This is a genomic window from Paenibacillus maysiensis (assembly GCF_000520815.1).
GTDB classification, from domain to species: Bacteria; Bacillota; Bacilli; order Paenibacillales; family Paenibacillaceae; genus Paenibacillus; species Paenibacillus maysiensis.
Genome location: NZ_ASRY01000028.1, coordinates 26,827 through 43,611, shown reverse-complemented (window position 1 = coordinate 43,611; position 16,785 = coordinate 26,827). Strand labels below are relative to the sequence as shown.

At 48.3% G+C, this 16,785-nt stretch carries 15 protein-coding genes; 2 read left to right on the top strand and 13 right to left on the bottom strand.

Annotated elements, in window-relative coordinates; translation table 11 throughout:
* Nucleotides 1-23: 23 nt before the first annotated feature.
* Nucleotides 24-1,469 carry a polysaccharide deacetylase family protein gene (locus L696_RS0102240; protein ID WP_049827242.1) on the bottom strand — a complete coding sequence of 482 codons (1,446 nt, stop codon included), beginning with the start codon at nucleotides 1,467-1,469 and terminating at the stop codon, nucleotides 24-26.
* A 268-nt stretch (nucleotides 1,470-1,737) separates the two neighbouring features.
* Here L696_RS0102240 and L696_RS0102235 point away from each other — a divergent pair, with 268 nt between their 5' ends.
* Complete coding sequence (locus L696_RS0102235; protein WP_025682198.1) at nucleotides 1,738-2,892, top strand: AI-2E family transporter; 1,155 nt, start codon at nucleotides 1,738-1,740, stop codon at nucleotides 2,890-2,892.
* Here L696_RS0102235 and L696_RS0102230 read toward each other — a convergent pair.
* The 11 genes from L696_RS0102230 to alaS form a co-directional block, all read right to left on the bottom strand.
* Nucleotides 2,847-4,655: a peptidoglycan D,D-transpeptidase FtsI family protein gene (locus L696_RS0102230; protein ID WP_209440927.1), complete on the bottom strand. Its 1,809-nt coding sequence runs from the start codon at nucleotides 4,653-4,655 to the stop codon at nucleotides 2,847-2,849. The two genes, L696_RS0102235 and L696_RS0102230, sit on opposite strands and share 46 nt — an antisense overlap.
* 154 nt (nucleotides 4,656-4,809) lie before the next feature.
* Nucleotides 4,810-4,911, bottom strand: coding sequence for a YjcZ family sporulation protein (locus L696_RS29130; RefSeq protein ID WP_081750672.1), 102 nt, complete (start codon nucleotides 4,909-4,911; stop codon nucleotides 4,810-4,812).
* Between the two features lie 368 nt (nucleotides 4,912-5,279).
* Nucleotides 5,280-7,529: a methyl-accepting chemotaxis protein gene (locus tag L696_RS0102215; protein ID WP_025682196.1), complete on the bottom strand. Its 2,250-nt coding sequence runs from the start codon at nucleotides 7,527-7,529 to the stop codon at nucleotides 5,280-5,282.
* Between the two features lie 223 nt (nucleotides 7,530-7,752).
* Nucleotides 7,753-9,084, bottom strand: coding sequence for a peptidase U32 family protein (locus tag L696_RS0102210; RefSeq protein WP_025682195.1), 1,332 nt, complete (start codon nucleotides 9,082-9,084; stop codon nucleotides 7,753-7,755).
* A gap of 32 nt (nucleotides 9,085-9,116) precedes the next feature.
* The gene (locus L696_RS0102205) at nucleotides 9,117-10,046 is read right to left on the bottom strand and encodes a peptidase U32 family protein (protein ID WP_025682194.1); all 930 of its coding nucleotides are present in this window, start codon (nucleotides 10,044-10,046) and stop codon (nucleotides 9,117-9,119) included.
* 11 nt (nucleotides 10,047-10,057) lie between these two features.
* Nucleotides 10,058-11,086 (bottom strand): endolytic transglycosylase MltG, encoded by a 1,029-nt coding sequence (gene mltG / locus L696_RS0102200; protein WP_025682193.1) that lies wholly within the window; start codon nucleotides 11,084-11,086, stop codon nucleotides 10,058-10,060.
* Nucleotides 11,087-11,181: 95 nt separating this feature from the next.
* Nucleotides 11,182-11,487, bottom strand: coding sequence for a DUF1292 domain-containing protein (locus tag L696_RS0102195; RefSeq protein ID WP_025682192.1), 306 nt, complete (start codon nucleotides 11,485-11,487; stop codon nucleotides 11,182-11,184).
* Nucleotides 11,484-11,786 carry a DUF1292 domain-containing protein gene (locus tag L696_RS0102190; RefSeq protein WP_025682191.1) on the bottom strand — a complete coding sequence of 101 codons (303 nt, stop codon included), beginning with the start codon at nucleotides 11,784-11,786 and terminating at the stop codon, nucleotides 11,484-11,486. Before L696_RS0102190 ends, L696_RS0102195 begins: the two co-directional genes overlap by 4 nt.
* A 13-nt stretch (nucleotides 11,787-11,799) precedes the next feature.
* A complete protein-coding gene (gene ruvX, locus L696_RS0102185) occupies nucleotides 11,800-12,216 on the bottom strand; it encodes a Holliday junction resolvase RuvX (RefSeq protein WP_014282932.1) in 417 nt (138 codons plus the stop codon).
* A gap of 9 nt (nucleotides 12,217-12,225) precedes the next feature.
* Nucleotides 12,226-12,486, bottom strand: a complete 261-nt coding sequence (locus L696_RS0102180; RefSeq protein ID WP_007431624.1) for an IreB family regulatory phosphoprotein — start codon at nucleotides 12,484-12,486, stop codon at nucleotides 12,226-12,228.
* A gap of 136 nt (nucleotides 12,487-12,622) precedes the next feature.
* On the bottom strand, nucleotides 12,623-15,256 hold the full coding sequence (alaS, locus tag L696_RS0102175; RefSeq protein WP_025682190.1) for an alanine--tRNA ligase: 2,634 nt from the start codon (nucleotides 15,254-15,256) through the stop codon (nucleotides 12,623-12,625).
* A 34-nt stretch (nucleotides 15,257-15,290) separates the two neighbouring features.
* On the opposite strand from alaS, the gene L696_RS30165 reads away from it, so the two are divergent.
* Complete coding sequence (locus L696_RS30165; protein ID WP_155985294.1) at nucleotides 15,291-15,632, top strand: hypothetical protein; 342 nt, start codon at nucleotides 15,291-15,293, stop codon at nucleotides 15,630-15,632.
* Here the strand turns inward: L696_RS30165 and L696_RS0102170 are convergent.
* Nucleotides 15,608-16,675, bottom strand: a complete 1,068-nt coding sequence (locus tag L696_RS0102170; protein WP_025682189.1) for an AI-2E family transporter — start codon at nucleotides 16,673-16,675, stop codon at nucleotides 15,608-15,610. The two genes, L696_RS30165 and L696_RS0102170, sit on opposite strands and share 25 nt — an antisense overlap.
* Nucleotides 16,676-16,785: the final 110 nt, after the last annotated feature.

Below are 16,785 nucleotides of genomic sequence, written 5' to 3'. Positions count from 1 at the left end.
GAGGCTTTTTAGCGTTAATTCAACTACTTGATCTCGTATCCGCTACTTGATGAGGCTCTGACCGTATCCTGAATAGGGCTAGCTTCATCGGTCACTCCGCTGTGGAGAACATGAGCAGCGTCCCGTGAATCTGTTGTGCTTTGGCCTTGACCCGTATGGTATAAATCTCCTGTCCAAAAACGGTCAAACAGAGTATCAATCGGCATCACAATCATCTTTGGCACCATTACGTCCCTTTTTTCATTCAACTGCTCTGGGCCGGAAGGATGGATAACACTAAATAACAGTTTTAAATATAGGGTTGACACTATCCTGAACAGTCCCTTGGGAAGATCTCGTATCTGAAAACCCAGCTTCTCCGGTCCCCGGTTAATCATACTCACTGCATAGACGGCCTTAATACCGTTCATTTTGGGATCATCTGCAATTCGGCAAGCGAGATCAGGAAGCTGTCGTTTAACAATCCGAATCAGTTGAATAGCCAAATGCACCATAGACTTGGCGGTTGTGCCTAATTGAAACAGCATTTTATTATCAAAATGCAGCTCGACGATGGCATCCCCTTTTTCCAGCCATCTGCCGTTCTCCATATTCACATTTGGCCCATGATAGATACTCCGACGGTAGTAAAAGATCGTATCCTCCTTGCGCACCGGACGCAGACGGAACAAGGCGTGAAATAGCCGCTCATACAGCAACCATCCGAATACCAACGTTTTTTTAAACCAGCCCGTACTGGATATTTCTGTCGTAGCAGGTCTGCTGGCAGACTGACGACAAAATAAGGTATCGACACGTACACTGCGCAGCTTCCGTTCTTGGGCAACCACCAGCAGCTTCTCCAGCGCAATCAGCATATTTTGCGGAGCACCTGCGTCTGCCCCCAATGTTGTACCACAATCATGGAGCAGCATCACCTCGCCACCCCTCAGTTTTTTGAGCATCCGCTCAGCCAACTGTTTTGCTTCTATGCTTGCCTTCCAGTCCCCGAACATGGAGGACCATAATACGATTCGGAGACCATTCGAGTTGGAAATATCAAAGAAATTCACAATTCCCCATGGTGGGCGGTAAAAGGTCGTTCCCTCCCCGGTTACCCGGCGAATCACTGCCTCTGTCCGGGCAATCTGTCTTCTGACCGTGACGGGCCGCATAAGCCAATTCGATTTGTGCACATAATTATGAATACCGATCAAGTGACCTTCGTCATGCATGCGTTTCAAAAGCTCCGGGTGTTTTTCCGCATGCATTCCTACAACAAAAAAAGTAGCCTTGGCATCAAAACGTTTCAGCAAATCAAGCAACTGCGGGGTATACACCGGATCAGGACCATCATCGAAGGTGAGCGCATACTCTTGCTCACTTTTGCCCCGCCGGAACACCCGGAATCCAAACATTCGACTGACCAGCGCCGGAATAAAAGCATAAAAAGTTGAAATGTAAAACATCCATAACAGCAAAGTCTGCACGTTTTATCCCCACTTTTCTATTTCTGGACTCCAAGCAGGCTTCCTGAGGAAAACTCACTTACTTATATGTTATCACAAAGACGTAAGCATGCCGAGATTTTGCTGCATTCTTACTTGAGCATAACAATCAATTACTGGTCTAACCCGATGCTGCTCTAGGCGGTTATACTGCTGCTCTTGATTCTGTACCTTGCACACCTATACAAGCGCATTGAGATCCAATTTAGTGTACAATAGATAAAAATCTTAAAGGAGTCGTTATATACATATGTTACCATTGTATAAAAAATATTGGCGGACCGTTTTTGATATCGGCCTGATTGTATTAACCGTGTATTTAATTATGCTTGTATCCAGTAAGCTGTATCAGCTCGCGGCCCCTGTGTTCCTGTCGTTCGTTGTGTTTTGGTGCATTGAGCCTGTGGCCCGTTATTTCAACCGCAAAGGCATGAAGAAGCCCTTCGCTTCCGCGCTCTCCGTTTTGCTGTTTATCATCCTTTTACTCGCTATTTTTTTTGGATTGGGTCTGATTCTCGTTACGCAATTTACGAAAGTGGCGCAAAATCTCCCACAATATACCCAAATTATCCAAACGGAATTCACGCGGTATCTTCATCTTTCCCAAGATAAAATTGCTGCTTTGCCACCAGGGATTACCGAACGCGTTAACGATTATTTTGAAACTGCGACCGCCATTGCCACCAAATGGGCACAATTGGGGTTATCCTTTTTCATACAGTTTCTCAGCTCCTTCACTGTCTTTATGGGTAACTTTGCAGTTGCCATTATTTTAGCTTTCTTTTTAAGTATGGAGATCAATCTCTGGAAGGGCATTGCCCGTAGTAAAACACCCAAGACGCTTAAAACCGCTTATCTTTTTCTGAAAAATCATGTACTCAAAGCAATTTCAGCCTTTCTAAAGGCACAAGCCATACTGGTAGGGATTACCTTTATTCTCGTATTTATAGGTTTACTCATTTTGCAGGTGGATAATGCCCTGTCGTTGGCTCTTGTGGCGGCTTTGTTTGATATTTTGCCCCTGCTGGGTGTACCTGTTATTTTTATTCCGTGGGCAGTCTATTTGTTCATCACGGGCAACACCGGCCTGGCTGTAGGGCTACTCATTGTCATGGCAGTTGCGGTAATCGTCCGCCAGCTCGCAGAGCCTAAAATCACCGGTAATTCCATCGGCGTTTCATCCGCTTATCTGATGCTTTCCTTTGCCATCATCTCGTTGTCGATCTTCGGATTGGCCGGGTTGATCCTGTCTCCAATCCTGATCATTTTACTGAAGGAATTATGGCAGCAAGGCTATTTGCAGCAATGGATTCGATTTCCGACAGAAGAATTCGAGGAGCCTCCTTTTATCGTTAAAATTCAGGAGGAAGATCGTGTAGCTTCTCGTGGGACCGAGGAAAATTGAGCTAACAGGTCCATCACTTGACCGAACAGTGCTGTTGCCTGATTGGCAGAATGCTGTGGCGCATTTTGTACCAGGACGGCAACGGCATAACGAGGGTGCTCCACCGGGCCATACCCGATAAACCATTGGTGATTCACGGCTTGACCATCCTTTAGAGCCTGAGCTGTGCCCGATTTTCCAGCCAGATGCCACGACTTGCCACGCAAGGATGCACCTGTGCCGTGGGCTACAACCTTTTCCATCGCTTCGCGAAGCGTAAGAGCTGTGGAAGCGTGAATCGGATGGCTCCCTTCGGGTGATGGAGAAGCGTGAGCTGGCAGATCCAGCAACGTGCCACCGTCCGCATAGCTGATGTGCTTCACCAGCCGTGGAGCATGCACCTGACCATTATGCAGCAATGTCACGATGAGATTGGCGGCTTGAAGGGGCGTGACCAGCACGTCTCGCTGACCGATAGCTGTCTGGACGCGCACACCCGGATCAGTCACATTTGTAAGGGAGCCGAATACGGCTCCCTTTTCTTCGTGATCCAACGGACTGAACTGCGACATGCCTGCAAGATTCCGCTCCTGCCAGCCGACGGTCCGGCTTAATCCGAGCGCAGAGGCTGTGGCCTGAATTTGGGCAGGGCTAAGCCGTTCACCCAGATGAGCGAACACAATATTACAGGATACGGCGAGCCCTTCCTCCAGGTTCAGAGCGCCGTGTCCTTCTTTTTTCCAGCATGCCAAACCATACTTCCCATAGGTCCCATGACAATGGAATTGCTCCTTCGGTTGGACTACCCCCGATTCAAGCGCAGCAGCCGCCGTAACAAGCTTGAAAATGGAGCCTGGCGTCACCGCCTTGAGGGCGCGATTAGACCAGCCTGTAGTCTGCTGCGGATCGACGCGACCAGGGTTATAAAAGGGACGAGACACCATCGCCAGTACATCAGCGTTCCCTGCATCCAGCACAACCGCTGCCCCTTCTGCCAGATGATTGGTTTCCGTCAGCTTTTCAAGCTGCTGCTGTAATGGAAGATCAATTGTCGTCTGGACCTGTAGAGGATAGTGATCATTGGATGGCACACTGACCCGTAACGGCACATGAGCCAGCGGACGGCGCTGCGCATCCACAAACCGGGAAACGAACGTTTCACCGACACCGCTCAGCAGCGGCTCCAGTGTTCTTTCCAGCCCGGCTGCCCCGGTCGGCAGTTGACCCGGTCGGTCTGGTCGTTCATACAGCAAGCCAAGCCACTGCTTGCCATTGGGTAAATTTGTGTAGCGTGTCGAATACGGTACAAGCTCTACCAGCGAAGGTGCGAGGCTAAGCAATTTATCCGCTTCATCCGGCTTGATTTGCAGGGGTTCTCCACGCCCGTCTCGCCATAACAACGGGGATTGCAGCCCCTTCCATCGAGCCAGCAGCTCTTTCTTGTTTGTCCGCAACAGCTTGGCAAGCTGTTCTCCGTGCAGGGCTGTTTTACCGTCCACATCAGGAAAAAGCACAGGTGTCCATGCCACGCCCCCAGTTAACGGGCGTCCGTACCGATCCGTAAATTGCCCCCGTCCCGAGTCGATTGCAATTCCCTCCTGTCGTTGTCGTACAGACATTTCCTTGAGCGAATGCCCTCCGTAAGCGGACATGTGGATACCTGCCGTCCCCTGTATCCAGGCCAGCCGCAATAGCAAAAGGAGTAGCAATGCCGTAATGCTCAATGCCGTATATGCAATTCGACGTTTTCGAATGAAACTGCTGCCACGCCTCGGCACACGCATCCTTCTTTCATCTTTTTTCCAGTAGTATGTCCTGTAATTGTTTTTTCCAATCTGTATACTATATGGCATATCATTTTGTTGAAAAGGAAAAACCACTCAAGCTTGAGAAGCCGAGTGGTTGGTTATTGGCCTTGCCTTCACGATTCTTTACGAATTAAACCCAACAGGCTTTAGTGATGATAACCAACAGAATAAAGAGTACCAAAATTGCACCCGTAGAAGTCCACATGCCGCAACCACCTTTAAATCCACCCATGGCTCGATCCCTCCTTTGATGTGTAGTACACTTCAGCATATGTAGAAGATTGCTCAAGGACAGGGCATTCAGGCAAACAAATAAGGCTCTACCAGTACAACGCAGTAGAGCCCACAATGTTATAAGAGAAATGTTTTCAAGACGATCACTAACAAAATAAATAGTGTCAGGATAGCAGCTATTGATGTCCACACTCCTCCGAAGCCTCTTTCCATTTCCCCCACAAGAACGCCTCCTTTGTTTTAACGTACTGTATAGGCTATGCAAGGTCTTGGCTAAGGAAAGGGCTTCTGGGTAAACAATAAATTCATATAACACGATAATCCTCAAACGCCAGCAAGCTCTACAATTTATGAATACGCACGCCCTTACACTGTAAACCGTGAAAGCTGCTCCTTCAAATTCGTCGATACCCCTTCCAGCTTATCAGACAATCCTACCAGTTGATTCCCGATATTTGCCTGCTCGATGCTGAGAGAAGCGACTTCCTGCGAAGTGGCGGAGGACTGTTCCGCTACCGCGCTCACACTGGTCATCGCCTCCGACAAGGTCGCCTGCGATTCGCTCAGCTCCTGAATAGATGAGGTAACCGTGCCCAATCGAAGCGCGAATTCTCCCATTTGCTGCTGTACCGATTGGAAAATGTCCGTCGTCTCCTGTACGGCTCCCATCTGCTGTCGAAACAGTGGGTATACCTCCGATAACGCCTGAACCGTCTCATTCATCTCGCCGACGATGTTATTAATAATTCCCGTCGCGGTGCGAATGGCTTGACGCGATTGTTCAGCCAACTGACGAACCTCATTGGCCACCACCATAAATCCGCGACCTGCCGTTCCGGCCCTTGCCGCTTCAATCGTAGCATTCAACGATAAAATATTCGTTTGCTTCGCAATATCCTGTAGCACATCCAGCACCTTGAAGACATCGGAGGTCGTCTCCTTCAGCTTGTCTACTTTGCTCATAAGCGCATGCGTTGTTTCCTCCGTAACCTTGGTCTTACCCAGAAGGTTTTTCAACTGAACCGTTCCTTGTTCACTGGATTGCTCAACCTCCTGTGCGACCTTGCTCATTTCATGGTTGGAGGCTATAACCGTATCCATTTGCTGTGATATGTTTCCGGTCAGTCCGCTGCCACGTTCAGCCTCTGTTGCCAAGCTGGCGGAGCCGTGAGCAATTTCCTCAGTAGCCGCTGCAATTTCCTTGGCTGAGATGGCTGTCTTCTTCGAAGCATCACTGAGTTCCGTCGCTGTATCCAGCACCTCTTGGGCTGAAACATTCGTCTGATCTACCAGCAAAGTAATCTGCTCCATCATCGTATCAAAGCTTACAGACAACTGCCCGATTTCATCCTGCGCGTTGTAGTTGGTACGAACTTGCAGATTGCCTTTGGCTCCTTCCAGCATCAGATCCTTTAAATGCGTTAAAGGGAGAGCCACAAGGCGCACCATAAACAAACCGATGAACAACGCGATCAGTGCCGCCACTGTAGCAAAAATCCAGGTCGTCGTTAAAATCCCTTCGGCATCTTTAACCAGCACAGATACAGGTACGACACCCAGGAGAATCCATTTGGAGGTACCCAGCGTATTATGCACGGCCAGTACATTTTGCACTTTCCCATTTGCTGACTGCTTCAAAATTTGATTTCCTTCAATACCCTGGAGCTGTGAAACGTAATCCAGCTTTTGTTTCCCTCCAGCCAGAGCCTCAATGTTGGAGCCTATAAAAACGCCATCCTGTGTAATAAGGCTAATCATACTGCCCGCACCCAGATCAATACTCTTCAACTGATCATCCACGGCACTGGACTTCAAATCCATGACCAGAACGTAAGTACCGCCCAAGCCGGACATGCTGTTCATGGAACGAGCCAGACGAAACGTCTTGCTGCCATTTTCATTTAATTGTGTAGGCAACCAGACGATCCCTTTATTTTTTAAAATATCCTTGAACCATGCCTCCTGTCGTACGTCCTTTTGTGTTCCTGTGCCCATAGCAGGCAGATCCGTCTGTTCAGGATACAGATAAAGCGAATCAATTTCCTTGTTTGTAAATGCAATATTCGTTAACTTTTTGTTTACTTCACCCATAGCGACAAACGAATCAAACGAATTTTTCTCCTGCTTTGCCGCCTTTTGTAGCTGATCACTTAATTCAGTATCAAAAAACACCTGTGTCGAGGTATCTTGAAAGCGTTCTAAAATGATATCCAGCTTCTCTGCCGTTTGTTGAACCGTTTGCTGGTATGCGGTAGCCGCATTTTGTTCAATTGTGTTTTTGGCTTTATAATATGAAATCATTCCCAGACTGATCACAAACAACATAATCGCTGTAAAAAAGATCACAAACAGCTTCATACCTACCGAACGAACCGGATTATAGTTTTTGACCAAATGCATAAAATCCTTACTGTACTTTTCCGGCTTGAGTAAGCGCTTTAAATTGTATGCGCCTACACGAGTAGCCTTAGCCAACCAGGGAACAACCTTCGAAGACGTCTCCACTGCTTTGTCTCCTTTAGCCGTTGTCGCCTTGCTGCCCTTGATACCTTTAATGATAGCCGTTTTTTTTGCTTGCTTCTTCGTTGTATTCCCCTCTTTTTTCAAAAAACCCATTTCTCTCACCTACCACCCTATAATTAGTTTCCTGATCCACGTATCCGTTATGTATCTATTATCTATATCATATCTATCGGAACTATTCGACAAGGAATGTAGCTTTCCTTTCAACTCCCACTAAATTTTGTGAAACTTTTTTCCTAGAAAAGTATTCAAAAAAAAGCCCCTCCAACCGATAGGAGAGGCTTTTGAATCTTTTTATCCGAGACCTAAGACTTAATTACTTCTTTTTACGCATCATGTCAAAATAAGATACAGGCTGATCTACCTGCATTTTGATTCGTTGAAGCGGGTGACGGGCAGCATCCAGTTCGTTGCCTTCTTCATCCCAGATCGTTCCGACTATTTGTTTAAAAAACGTTCCGTTCGGACCAAAAAACTCAATTTCATGTCCCGGTTTAAAATGGTTTCGTTGTTGAATGGTAGCTATACCACTCTCAGCATCGTAGTCCATAACCAGTCCGGCAAAATCATAAGGCACAGCCTTTTCCTCCGGCTCATAAATATGATCCTCATGATCCGGTGTATCGTAGAAAAAGCCGGTATTCAGCGGACGATTGGCCGCCTTGTTAATTTCTTCAATCCATTCGGGCTTGAGCACATAATTTTCAGGATCAGCCATATAGGAATCAATCGCTTGACGATAGACATTTACAACCGTAGCCACATAGTGAATGGATTTCATACGTCCCTCTACTTTGAAGCTATCCACACCGACATCAATCAGATCAGGGACATTTTCAATCATGCACAGATCCTTAGAGCCCATGGAAAAAGCATTATCATTTTCCTCAAACAATGGAAGCTGATTAACACCAAGTTGGAATTGCTTCAGCACATTACTATCCTGCGCCTCTTCCTCAGATATCCACACCTCGTCTTGGCGGGCATCCTCAAACAGATCGTATTTCCAGCGGCAGGACTGACAGCAGCCCCCACGATTGGAATCCCGGTCTGTAAAGTGATTGGACAGCACGCAACGACCGGAAAATGAAGAGCACATCGCACCATGGACAAAGGCTTCGATTTCGATGTCCACATGTTTTTTAATTTCTTCAATTTCCTTCAGGCTGGTCTCACGGCCCAATACCACACGCGGTAATCCTTCATTCTTCCAGAACTTTACCGCCTGCCAGTTCAGCGTCGATTGCTGGGTGCTCAAATGCACTTCCAACTCCGGCACCGTACGCAATGCCACAGATACAATCGCAGGATCAGCGACGATGACAGCATGAATACCCGCCTTGTGCAAATTACGCAGGTATTCTTCAATCCCCGCAATATCCTCATTGTGCGCATAAATGTTGGTAGCAACAATAACTTTGGCACCATATTTTTTTGCAAACTCTACGCCTTCCCGCATTTCCTCAAAGCTGAAATTATCGGCATTGGAGCGCAGACCGTATTTTTGTCCACCAATGTACACGGCATCCGCGCCATAGTGAATAGCGAACTTCAGCTTTTCCAGATTTCCGGCAGGAGCCAGCAGCTCCGGCTTATCCAGACGATTCCGTTTGCCCATATACTTTCTCGTTTTGGTCATCGTTCCCATGACGTTCCCCCCTCTGTGTACTCATTTTCAAATTAATAAACCTGTTCTTTATAGAAAAATCCGAAAGACAGTTCCCGTTCAGGATCTTGAAGACGGCGAACCTCATCCAGCCAGCTTTCATCATAAGCGTAAGCATCCGGATCGGCAGTAAAGGTATCCATCGCCTTGCGATAAGCACGAACGACCGCCACGTTATAAGCCGTAGGCTTCAACAAGCCCTCGATCTTAAAGCTGTGCACGCCTGCCTCCATCAAAATATGCAGGTCCTCCATAATACAAAAATCATCCGAGCTCATAATATGTGTTCCGTTGATATCCTCATAAATCGGAAACTTCTCGTCCTGCCGCTCTGCTTCGATCAAAAACAAGCCGCGCTCTCTGCCCAGATCACCTTCCACCGGACGTCCCTGGTGCAGCATATAGCTTTGTACAAGCTTGCGCTTGGAATGATAAATATTGGTCATGCCATGTACCTGAACCTGGGCCTCCATGTTCAGCTTGGGCACCATTTCCGTAATTTCGTCCATACTGAGCTCACGGGCCAAAATGACACGCGAAGCCCCCTTCTCTCCCCAATAGTTGGCGGTTGCAAAGTTGGTGGAAATCATTTCACCGTTCCAGAACAGCTTCAGATGAGGCGCGTATTCCTTCACCGCCATTAATACGGCCGGATCATTGAACTCAATGGCATCTACGCCGCATCCGGCAAGCGTCTGCACATATTCGGGAATGAACGGCAATAGCTCGTTCGTCATCAAATTGGTCATGGACACATACACCTGGGCCGCATGCTTCCGAGCCTCTTCCACAACCTCACGGATTTGATTCGGTGTAAAATGTCCCGGTAACCGCATCCCAAAGCGGTCATCTCCAATAAGTAATGCGCTCGCTCCAGCCTCCAGCATTTGACGAGCATCCTCCGGAGAGCTGGCAGTTACCAATAGTTCGGGTTTGTAAGCCATAGGCTCACCTCCTAATTTGTCTTACGGTTGCTTACCTGAATATTATGCAAATGTTCTTTATATGTCTTGGCAAACAAATGTCCGTGTGTTCCGTCTTTTTTGGTCACATAAAATAAATAATCCGTAGCGTCCGGCTGCAAAGCCGCCACCACTGATTTCAGACTGGGACTTGCAATCGGCCCCGGTGGAAGTCCCTGATGCAAATACGTATTATATGGGCTTTCTACAGCTAAATCCTTGTAGTACAGCCGTTCCTTTTGCTTGTCCAGCATATATTGAACGGTAGCATCAATTTCCAGCTTCTTATCCTGCTTGAGCCGGTTATAAATAACGCCAGCCACGACAGGCCGTTCATTATCCACAACCACCTCGCGCTCCACCAGAGAAGCAACGGTCAGCAGTTGATGCAGCGTTTCATCCCGCTCTTTCAGCTTGGCGTCCAAATCGGGAACAGTCTCCAGCCGTTTTTGCGTCTGTTCCAGCATCGCCTGTATAATATCTTTGGTCGTACTGCCCTTTTTCAGCTCATAGGTTTCCGGGAAAAGATAGCCTTCCAGCGCATAGCGAAGCCCCGCCTGCTTTGGAATGTCCCGCACCAGCGCGACGTCAAAAGCGGACGGATCGTTGGCCAGCTGCAAAAATTGCTGCCGGTCTGCCAGTCCTTCCTTTTGCAGCTTATCAGCCATCTGTCTGATCGTAAATCCTTCCGGTATCGTAAAACGGATCATTTCCTCTTTCACAACATCTCCTGCCGAGAGCTTGGCAATCAGCTGATCGAAGGTAACACCAGGCTGAGCCTCATATTTTCCGGCCTTAAATGTGCTGCCTTGCTGTTTGAATTTAAGATAGGCCTTAAACACGAGCGCATTACGTATGAGTCCCTTTTGCTCCAGCGTATCTGCTATAGCGGATGTACCCATTCCCTTCACTACTGTAAATGCAACCGGCTGCGTCTTCGTCTGGACAGGCTGCATGGCATTCCAAATATATAGAGTTGCTCCGCCTGCTATGATCACAAACAATAGAAGCAACGTAACCAACGTCGTCCTTCGCTTCACTTCTACCCAACTCCTTCACAGCCAAAAAGGGCGGACTGGTCCGCCCTTTCAGGTTTGATCTCCTCGTTATCCAGACCTTACAGCTCTTCCGGCAACGTGCATTCATCATACAGCTCGGAAATATCTTCCCACTCATCGTCATCCTCAATCGTGGTGATGGAAATTTCACCTTCCGGGGATGGGCTCACATGATACAGCTCATGCTCGCCTTCAGCAGCTCCAGGTTTACGCAATACGGCGTACCGTTGCTCTCCTACCTTGAACTCTGCTTCCAGTTCCATGCGTACCGCACGGCCCTGTTCATCCTGTAGCTCTACATCGCCGCCGAACGCTTCCTTCAAATCAGAGGTCCAGCTCAGGTCTTCACGTGAATAGTTCGTCATTTCCCGTCTTCCTCGTCCTCTTCTTCCACAAATGTATTAAAGGTCTCTTCAACGATTTCCCATTCGGCATCGTCTTGGATCACAAACAATTTAATATCATCGCCTTCTTCCTCGTAACGGAAGGCGTACACATCGGACTCGTCGGCTTCAGGGTCCACTGGCGCAACCATCATGTACTTCGCTTCGGAACCGTCTACCTCAAACTTCATAATGACCTCGAACTCTTCCTCGTTGCCCTCGTCATCGGCAATGTAAATAATTTCCGGCTCTTCTTCCATACCCACTTGATTTTCAGCCATTACGAAATCCCCCTCACCTTGTACTGTGTGCGTCCAAATAGTTTTGCAAGATCAGGCTTGCGGCCAGTTTGTCTACCACCTGCTTGCGTTTTTTTCGGCTGACGTCGGCCTCCAGGAGCGTGCGCTCTGCCGAACGCGTCGTCAGCCGTTCATCCCAAAGGTGAACGGGTAAACCCAGTAACTCCTTGAGTCGGTTAGCAAACTCAATGCAAATCTCACCGCGTGGACCCACGGTACCGTTCATGTTTTTCGGCAAGCCTACTACAACCTCGCCGACCTCATTGTCACGGACCAGATTTGCAATCTTACCGAACTCACTGTCGTCACCGCGTCGTTCTATGACTTCCAATCCTTGGGCGGTCCAGCCGAAGGCATCACTTACGGCGACCCCGATTCGGCGGTCCCCGTAATCCAATCCCATTACTTTCATGCCTGTCTCCTAACGGTGCTTGGCCAGATAGAAACGAACCAGCTCTTCAATCAATTCATCGCGTTCTTTTTTGCGTACCAGGCTTCTGGCATTATTATGCCGTGGCACATAAGCCGGATCTCCTGACAACAAATACCCGACAATCTGATTAATCGGATTGTATTCTTTTTCCACCAAAGCATCATATACGGTCAACAAAATCTCCTGAGCAGAAGCTTCCTTCTCATCCGCCTTGACATTAAATTTGACCGTTTTGTCCATGGAATCCACTGTTGACACCTCGCTTCCACAAAACATGTGTACATGTTTATGCCAGCTTATTCTTATACATCATACCATAAGCAGAGCCCTTCAAGGAAATGTCTAAGTTCGGTTTTTTCCAAAATTCCGCAAAAATTATCGAACTTTATCCTTGAGAAGCCGCCACTACCAATTCACGGGCGCGCACGAGCGCTTCGTCCAGCTTGCTGGCATCCTTGCCTCCGGCTTGCGCCATATCCGGACGACCACCCCCACCACCGCCACATACCGCAGCGATTTCCTTCACAAGCTTGCCTGCATGAAGCCCGGCCTTGGTATGCTCTGCCGGTACAGCTACGACAAAATTGACTTTGTCGTCCATCGCAGCCCCGAGCACCAGCACAGCAGCCGGAAGCTTGCCTTTCAGCTCATCGGCAATCGCACGCAGCGCATCCATACTGGAAGCCTGCACGCGTGCAGCCAACAGCTGCACTCCGCCAGCTTGCACGACCTGATCGGTCAACTGACCCGCTTCAATAACACTCAGCTTGCTTTGCAGCGATTCATTTTCACGACTGAGGTCTTTAATTTGCTGCTGCAAGGATTCGATGCGTCTTGGCACCTCGGACAGCTTGGACTTCACCAGACCTGCCGATACTTTTAGCAGCTCCAACTGGCCTTCCATATATTCAAAGCCAACGCGTCCGGTCACCGCTTCAATCCGGCGAACACCCGATCCGATGCCGCTCTCGCTGACAAGCTTGAACAGTCCGATTTGTGAGGTGTTGCTCACATGACAGCCGCCGCACAGCTCAATGCTGTAATCGCCTACCTTGACGACACGAACGATATCTCCATATTTTTCACCGAACAGCGCCATCGCTCCAAGAGCCTTGGCTTCATCAATCGGTTTCAGTTCAATATTAACATCCAGTTGGCTCCAGATGGCACGGTTTACCCGCAGCTCAATATCTGCCAGCTCTTCTGGTGTAATGCTTCCAAAATGGGAGAAGTCAAAACGCAGACGCCCAGGCTCTACCAAAGAACCCGCCTGATTGACATGGTCACCCAGTACTTCCTTAAGCGCTTTGTGAAGCAAATGCGTAGCGGTATGATTTTTTTCAATTTCGCCGCGAGATGCTTGGTCTACTTCCGCTTTCACCGTATCGCCAACGTTCAGCTCACCAGCTTCGACGACGACCTGATGTACATGTTGGCCTTGAGGTGCCTTGAACAGTCCTTCGACCTTCGCCGTTACCGTACCCCCGCGCAGCAAGCCATGGTCACTAACCTGTCCGCCGCTTTCAGCATAAAAAGGAGTCACGTCCAGCACAACCTGACAAGTCTGTCCTTCACTAACACTATCCACCAGCACATCTTCATATACAATAGCCACAATTTTAGACTCGGTTACAAGGTCATTATATCCAACAAAATCGCTTTTAACCGCCAGATCAGACAAGGCTCCACCCTGAATCTTCATGCTGGCATTGTCCTGATGAGCGTCACGCGCACGTTGCCGTTGCTCCTGCATCGCTTCATCAAAGCCTTCACGGTCTACTTTTAAGCCTTGCTCGTCCGCATAATCCTCCGTGAGATCGAATGGGAAACCATACGTATCATACAGTTTAAAAGCGTCCGCTCCACTGATGACCTCGCGACCTTCCGCTTTTGCCTGAGCACTGATATCAGCCAAAATAGCTAATCCATCCGTCAGCGTTTCGTGGAAGCGTTCCTCTTCTGTTTTGATCACCTTGATGATGAAATCACGCTTGTCCACCACCTCAGGGTAGTACACGCCCATGACATCCCCCACCGTTTCCACCAGTTCAAACATAAATGGACGGTTCATGCCCAGCATTTTTCCGTAACGCACAGCACGGCGTAGCAAACGACGGATAACATAACCACGGCCTTCGTTGGAAGGCAGTACACCGTCACCAATCGCAAAAGCTACGGTACGAATATGGTCGGCAATCACTTTGAGAGCCACATCGCTGTCCACATTTTCGTTATATTTAACCCCTGCCATAGCGGCTGTTTTCTGAATAATCGGTTGGAAAATATCCGTATCGAAGTTGGAATCCACATTTTGCAAAATGGATGCAAAACGCTCCAATCCGGCGCCTGTATCAATATTTTTGTTCGGAAGCGGCGTGTAGCTGCCATCCTTGTTATGGTTGAATTGTGAGAATACGAGGTTCCATACTTCCAGATAACGCTCGTTTTCCCCGCCCGGGTACATTTCAGGGTCCGTCATGTCGCTGCCGTAAGCTTCGCCGCGATCATAAAAAATTTCCGTACAAGGTCCACAAGGCCCTTCGCCGATATCCCAGAAGTTTTCTTCCAGTTTGATGATACGTTCAGCAGGAAGCCCCACCTTTTCGTTCCACAGCTTGTACGCTTCCTCATCCTCAGGATACACGGTTACAGCCAGACGCTCCGGGTCAAAGCCGATCCACTTCGGATCAGTCAGAAACTCCCACGCCCACACAATGGCTTCTTCCTTAAAATAGTCGCCAATCGAAAAATTACCGAGCATTTCGAAAAAGGTGTGGTGACGGCGCGTTTTGCCGACATTTTCAATGTCATTCGTGCGAATACATTTTTGCGAATTGGCGATACGCGGATTTTCAGGCTTCACACGTCCGTCAAAATAAGGCTTAAGCGGCGCCATACCCGCATTAATCCACAGCAGGGAAGGATCTTTATGCGGAACAAGCGGTGCGCTTGGTTCAATCACATGTCCCTTACTTTCAAAAAACTCCAGCCATTTGGAGCGGATTTCACTAGCTTTCATTTAAGTAGCCTCCTAATTATGGTGTCACTTGTACTTGGCACAGGCCATAAAAAACAGAAAAACGCCCCTGAACGGATCAGGGACGATTGTATCGCGGTACCACCCTGGTTATCGTCGTCCCCTCTGTACGAAATGCTACATGCGCAAGCTGCGCACCCAACATCTGATTAACGGACGAGCGATCGCCTTGTTTTCACTGGTAACGGGAGCATCCCGGCGGGTTCAGCCGCACTCCGAAATGAGCTTTCCCTACTGGATAAACACATTTAAACATACTCAATTCAGTATATCCGTGTCATTTAGCCGTGTCAACGCGATTTCAGACAAGATACATACGGTATATGGACGAAATCAGATCGTTTTGCGCTTCACGTAATAAGCAAAAAAATGCTGAAGCGCCACCTTCAAGACCGCCATCACCGGAACCGCTAAAATTAACCCGGTTATTCCTGCTATTTCCCCGCCCACCAGCAGTGCGAAAATGATGGCAATCGGATGCAAATGCAAGGTTCGTCCAACCACCTGGGGAGAAATGACGTTACTTTCCAGTACTTGAATACAGGTGTTGACGACTATGACCAGCAGCACCATTTTAAAAGAAACCGTAGAAGCCATAACAACCGCCGGAGCAGCCCCCAAAAACGGGCCTAAATACGGCACGATATTGAACACAGCCACCACTCCTGCCAGCAGCAGCGCATAAGGCATGCCAATCAGCATATATCCGATATAGGCCATCACCCCAATAATGACGCACACCAGCAGTTGTCCACGTACATAGTTACCAAGCGCCTGATCAATTTCCTTGAGCACCGTTACAATGGCCTTGCGGCGGGATCGCGGGAGATAAGACACAATAGCCCGTTCGAACACATCGAAATCCTTTAAAATATAAAAAATGAGAAATGGCACAATGAACACATTGAACAACATATTGATCATCCCGCCGATGTTATCCATAAAAGCCGCAATGCCTGTAGCCATCCGATTTTCGAGTTGAAAAAACCACTGATTCATGCCCGAGCGTACCCCTTGGGGTAAAATACTTCCGTCCATGTTCGTCATTAATCCCTGTGCATGCATGGTCAGCTCGGGCAGGTGCTCATTCAGCTCATCCAGTTGTTCAATAAACATCGGAATCAGGTTCATCAGAATGACGACGAGGCTGCCCAAAAATACGGCATAAATGAGCAGAACGGCTACACTTCGAGGTACCTTGCGTCCGCCCAGCATATTGACCACAGGATTAAGCACATAGGAAATAATCATCGCCACCGCAAATGGCGCAATAATCGTTTTCAGAAAATCATACAGATGCAAAAACAAAGGCCGCAGCAGCCAGATAAAATACAGAATGACGAGTCCCAGCAGTGTCCATATTCCGTATCGGAACAGCCTGCTTTTCGTTAATTGCTCCATACCGTGCCCCCTTACCGGACTAGCCTCTTTTAAGTATATGCCTGTACCTTTACTTTAATCCTTCCTGTAGATCTGAAGGCACCCAAAAATAACCATTGTAAAAAAATATG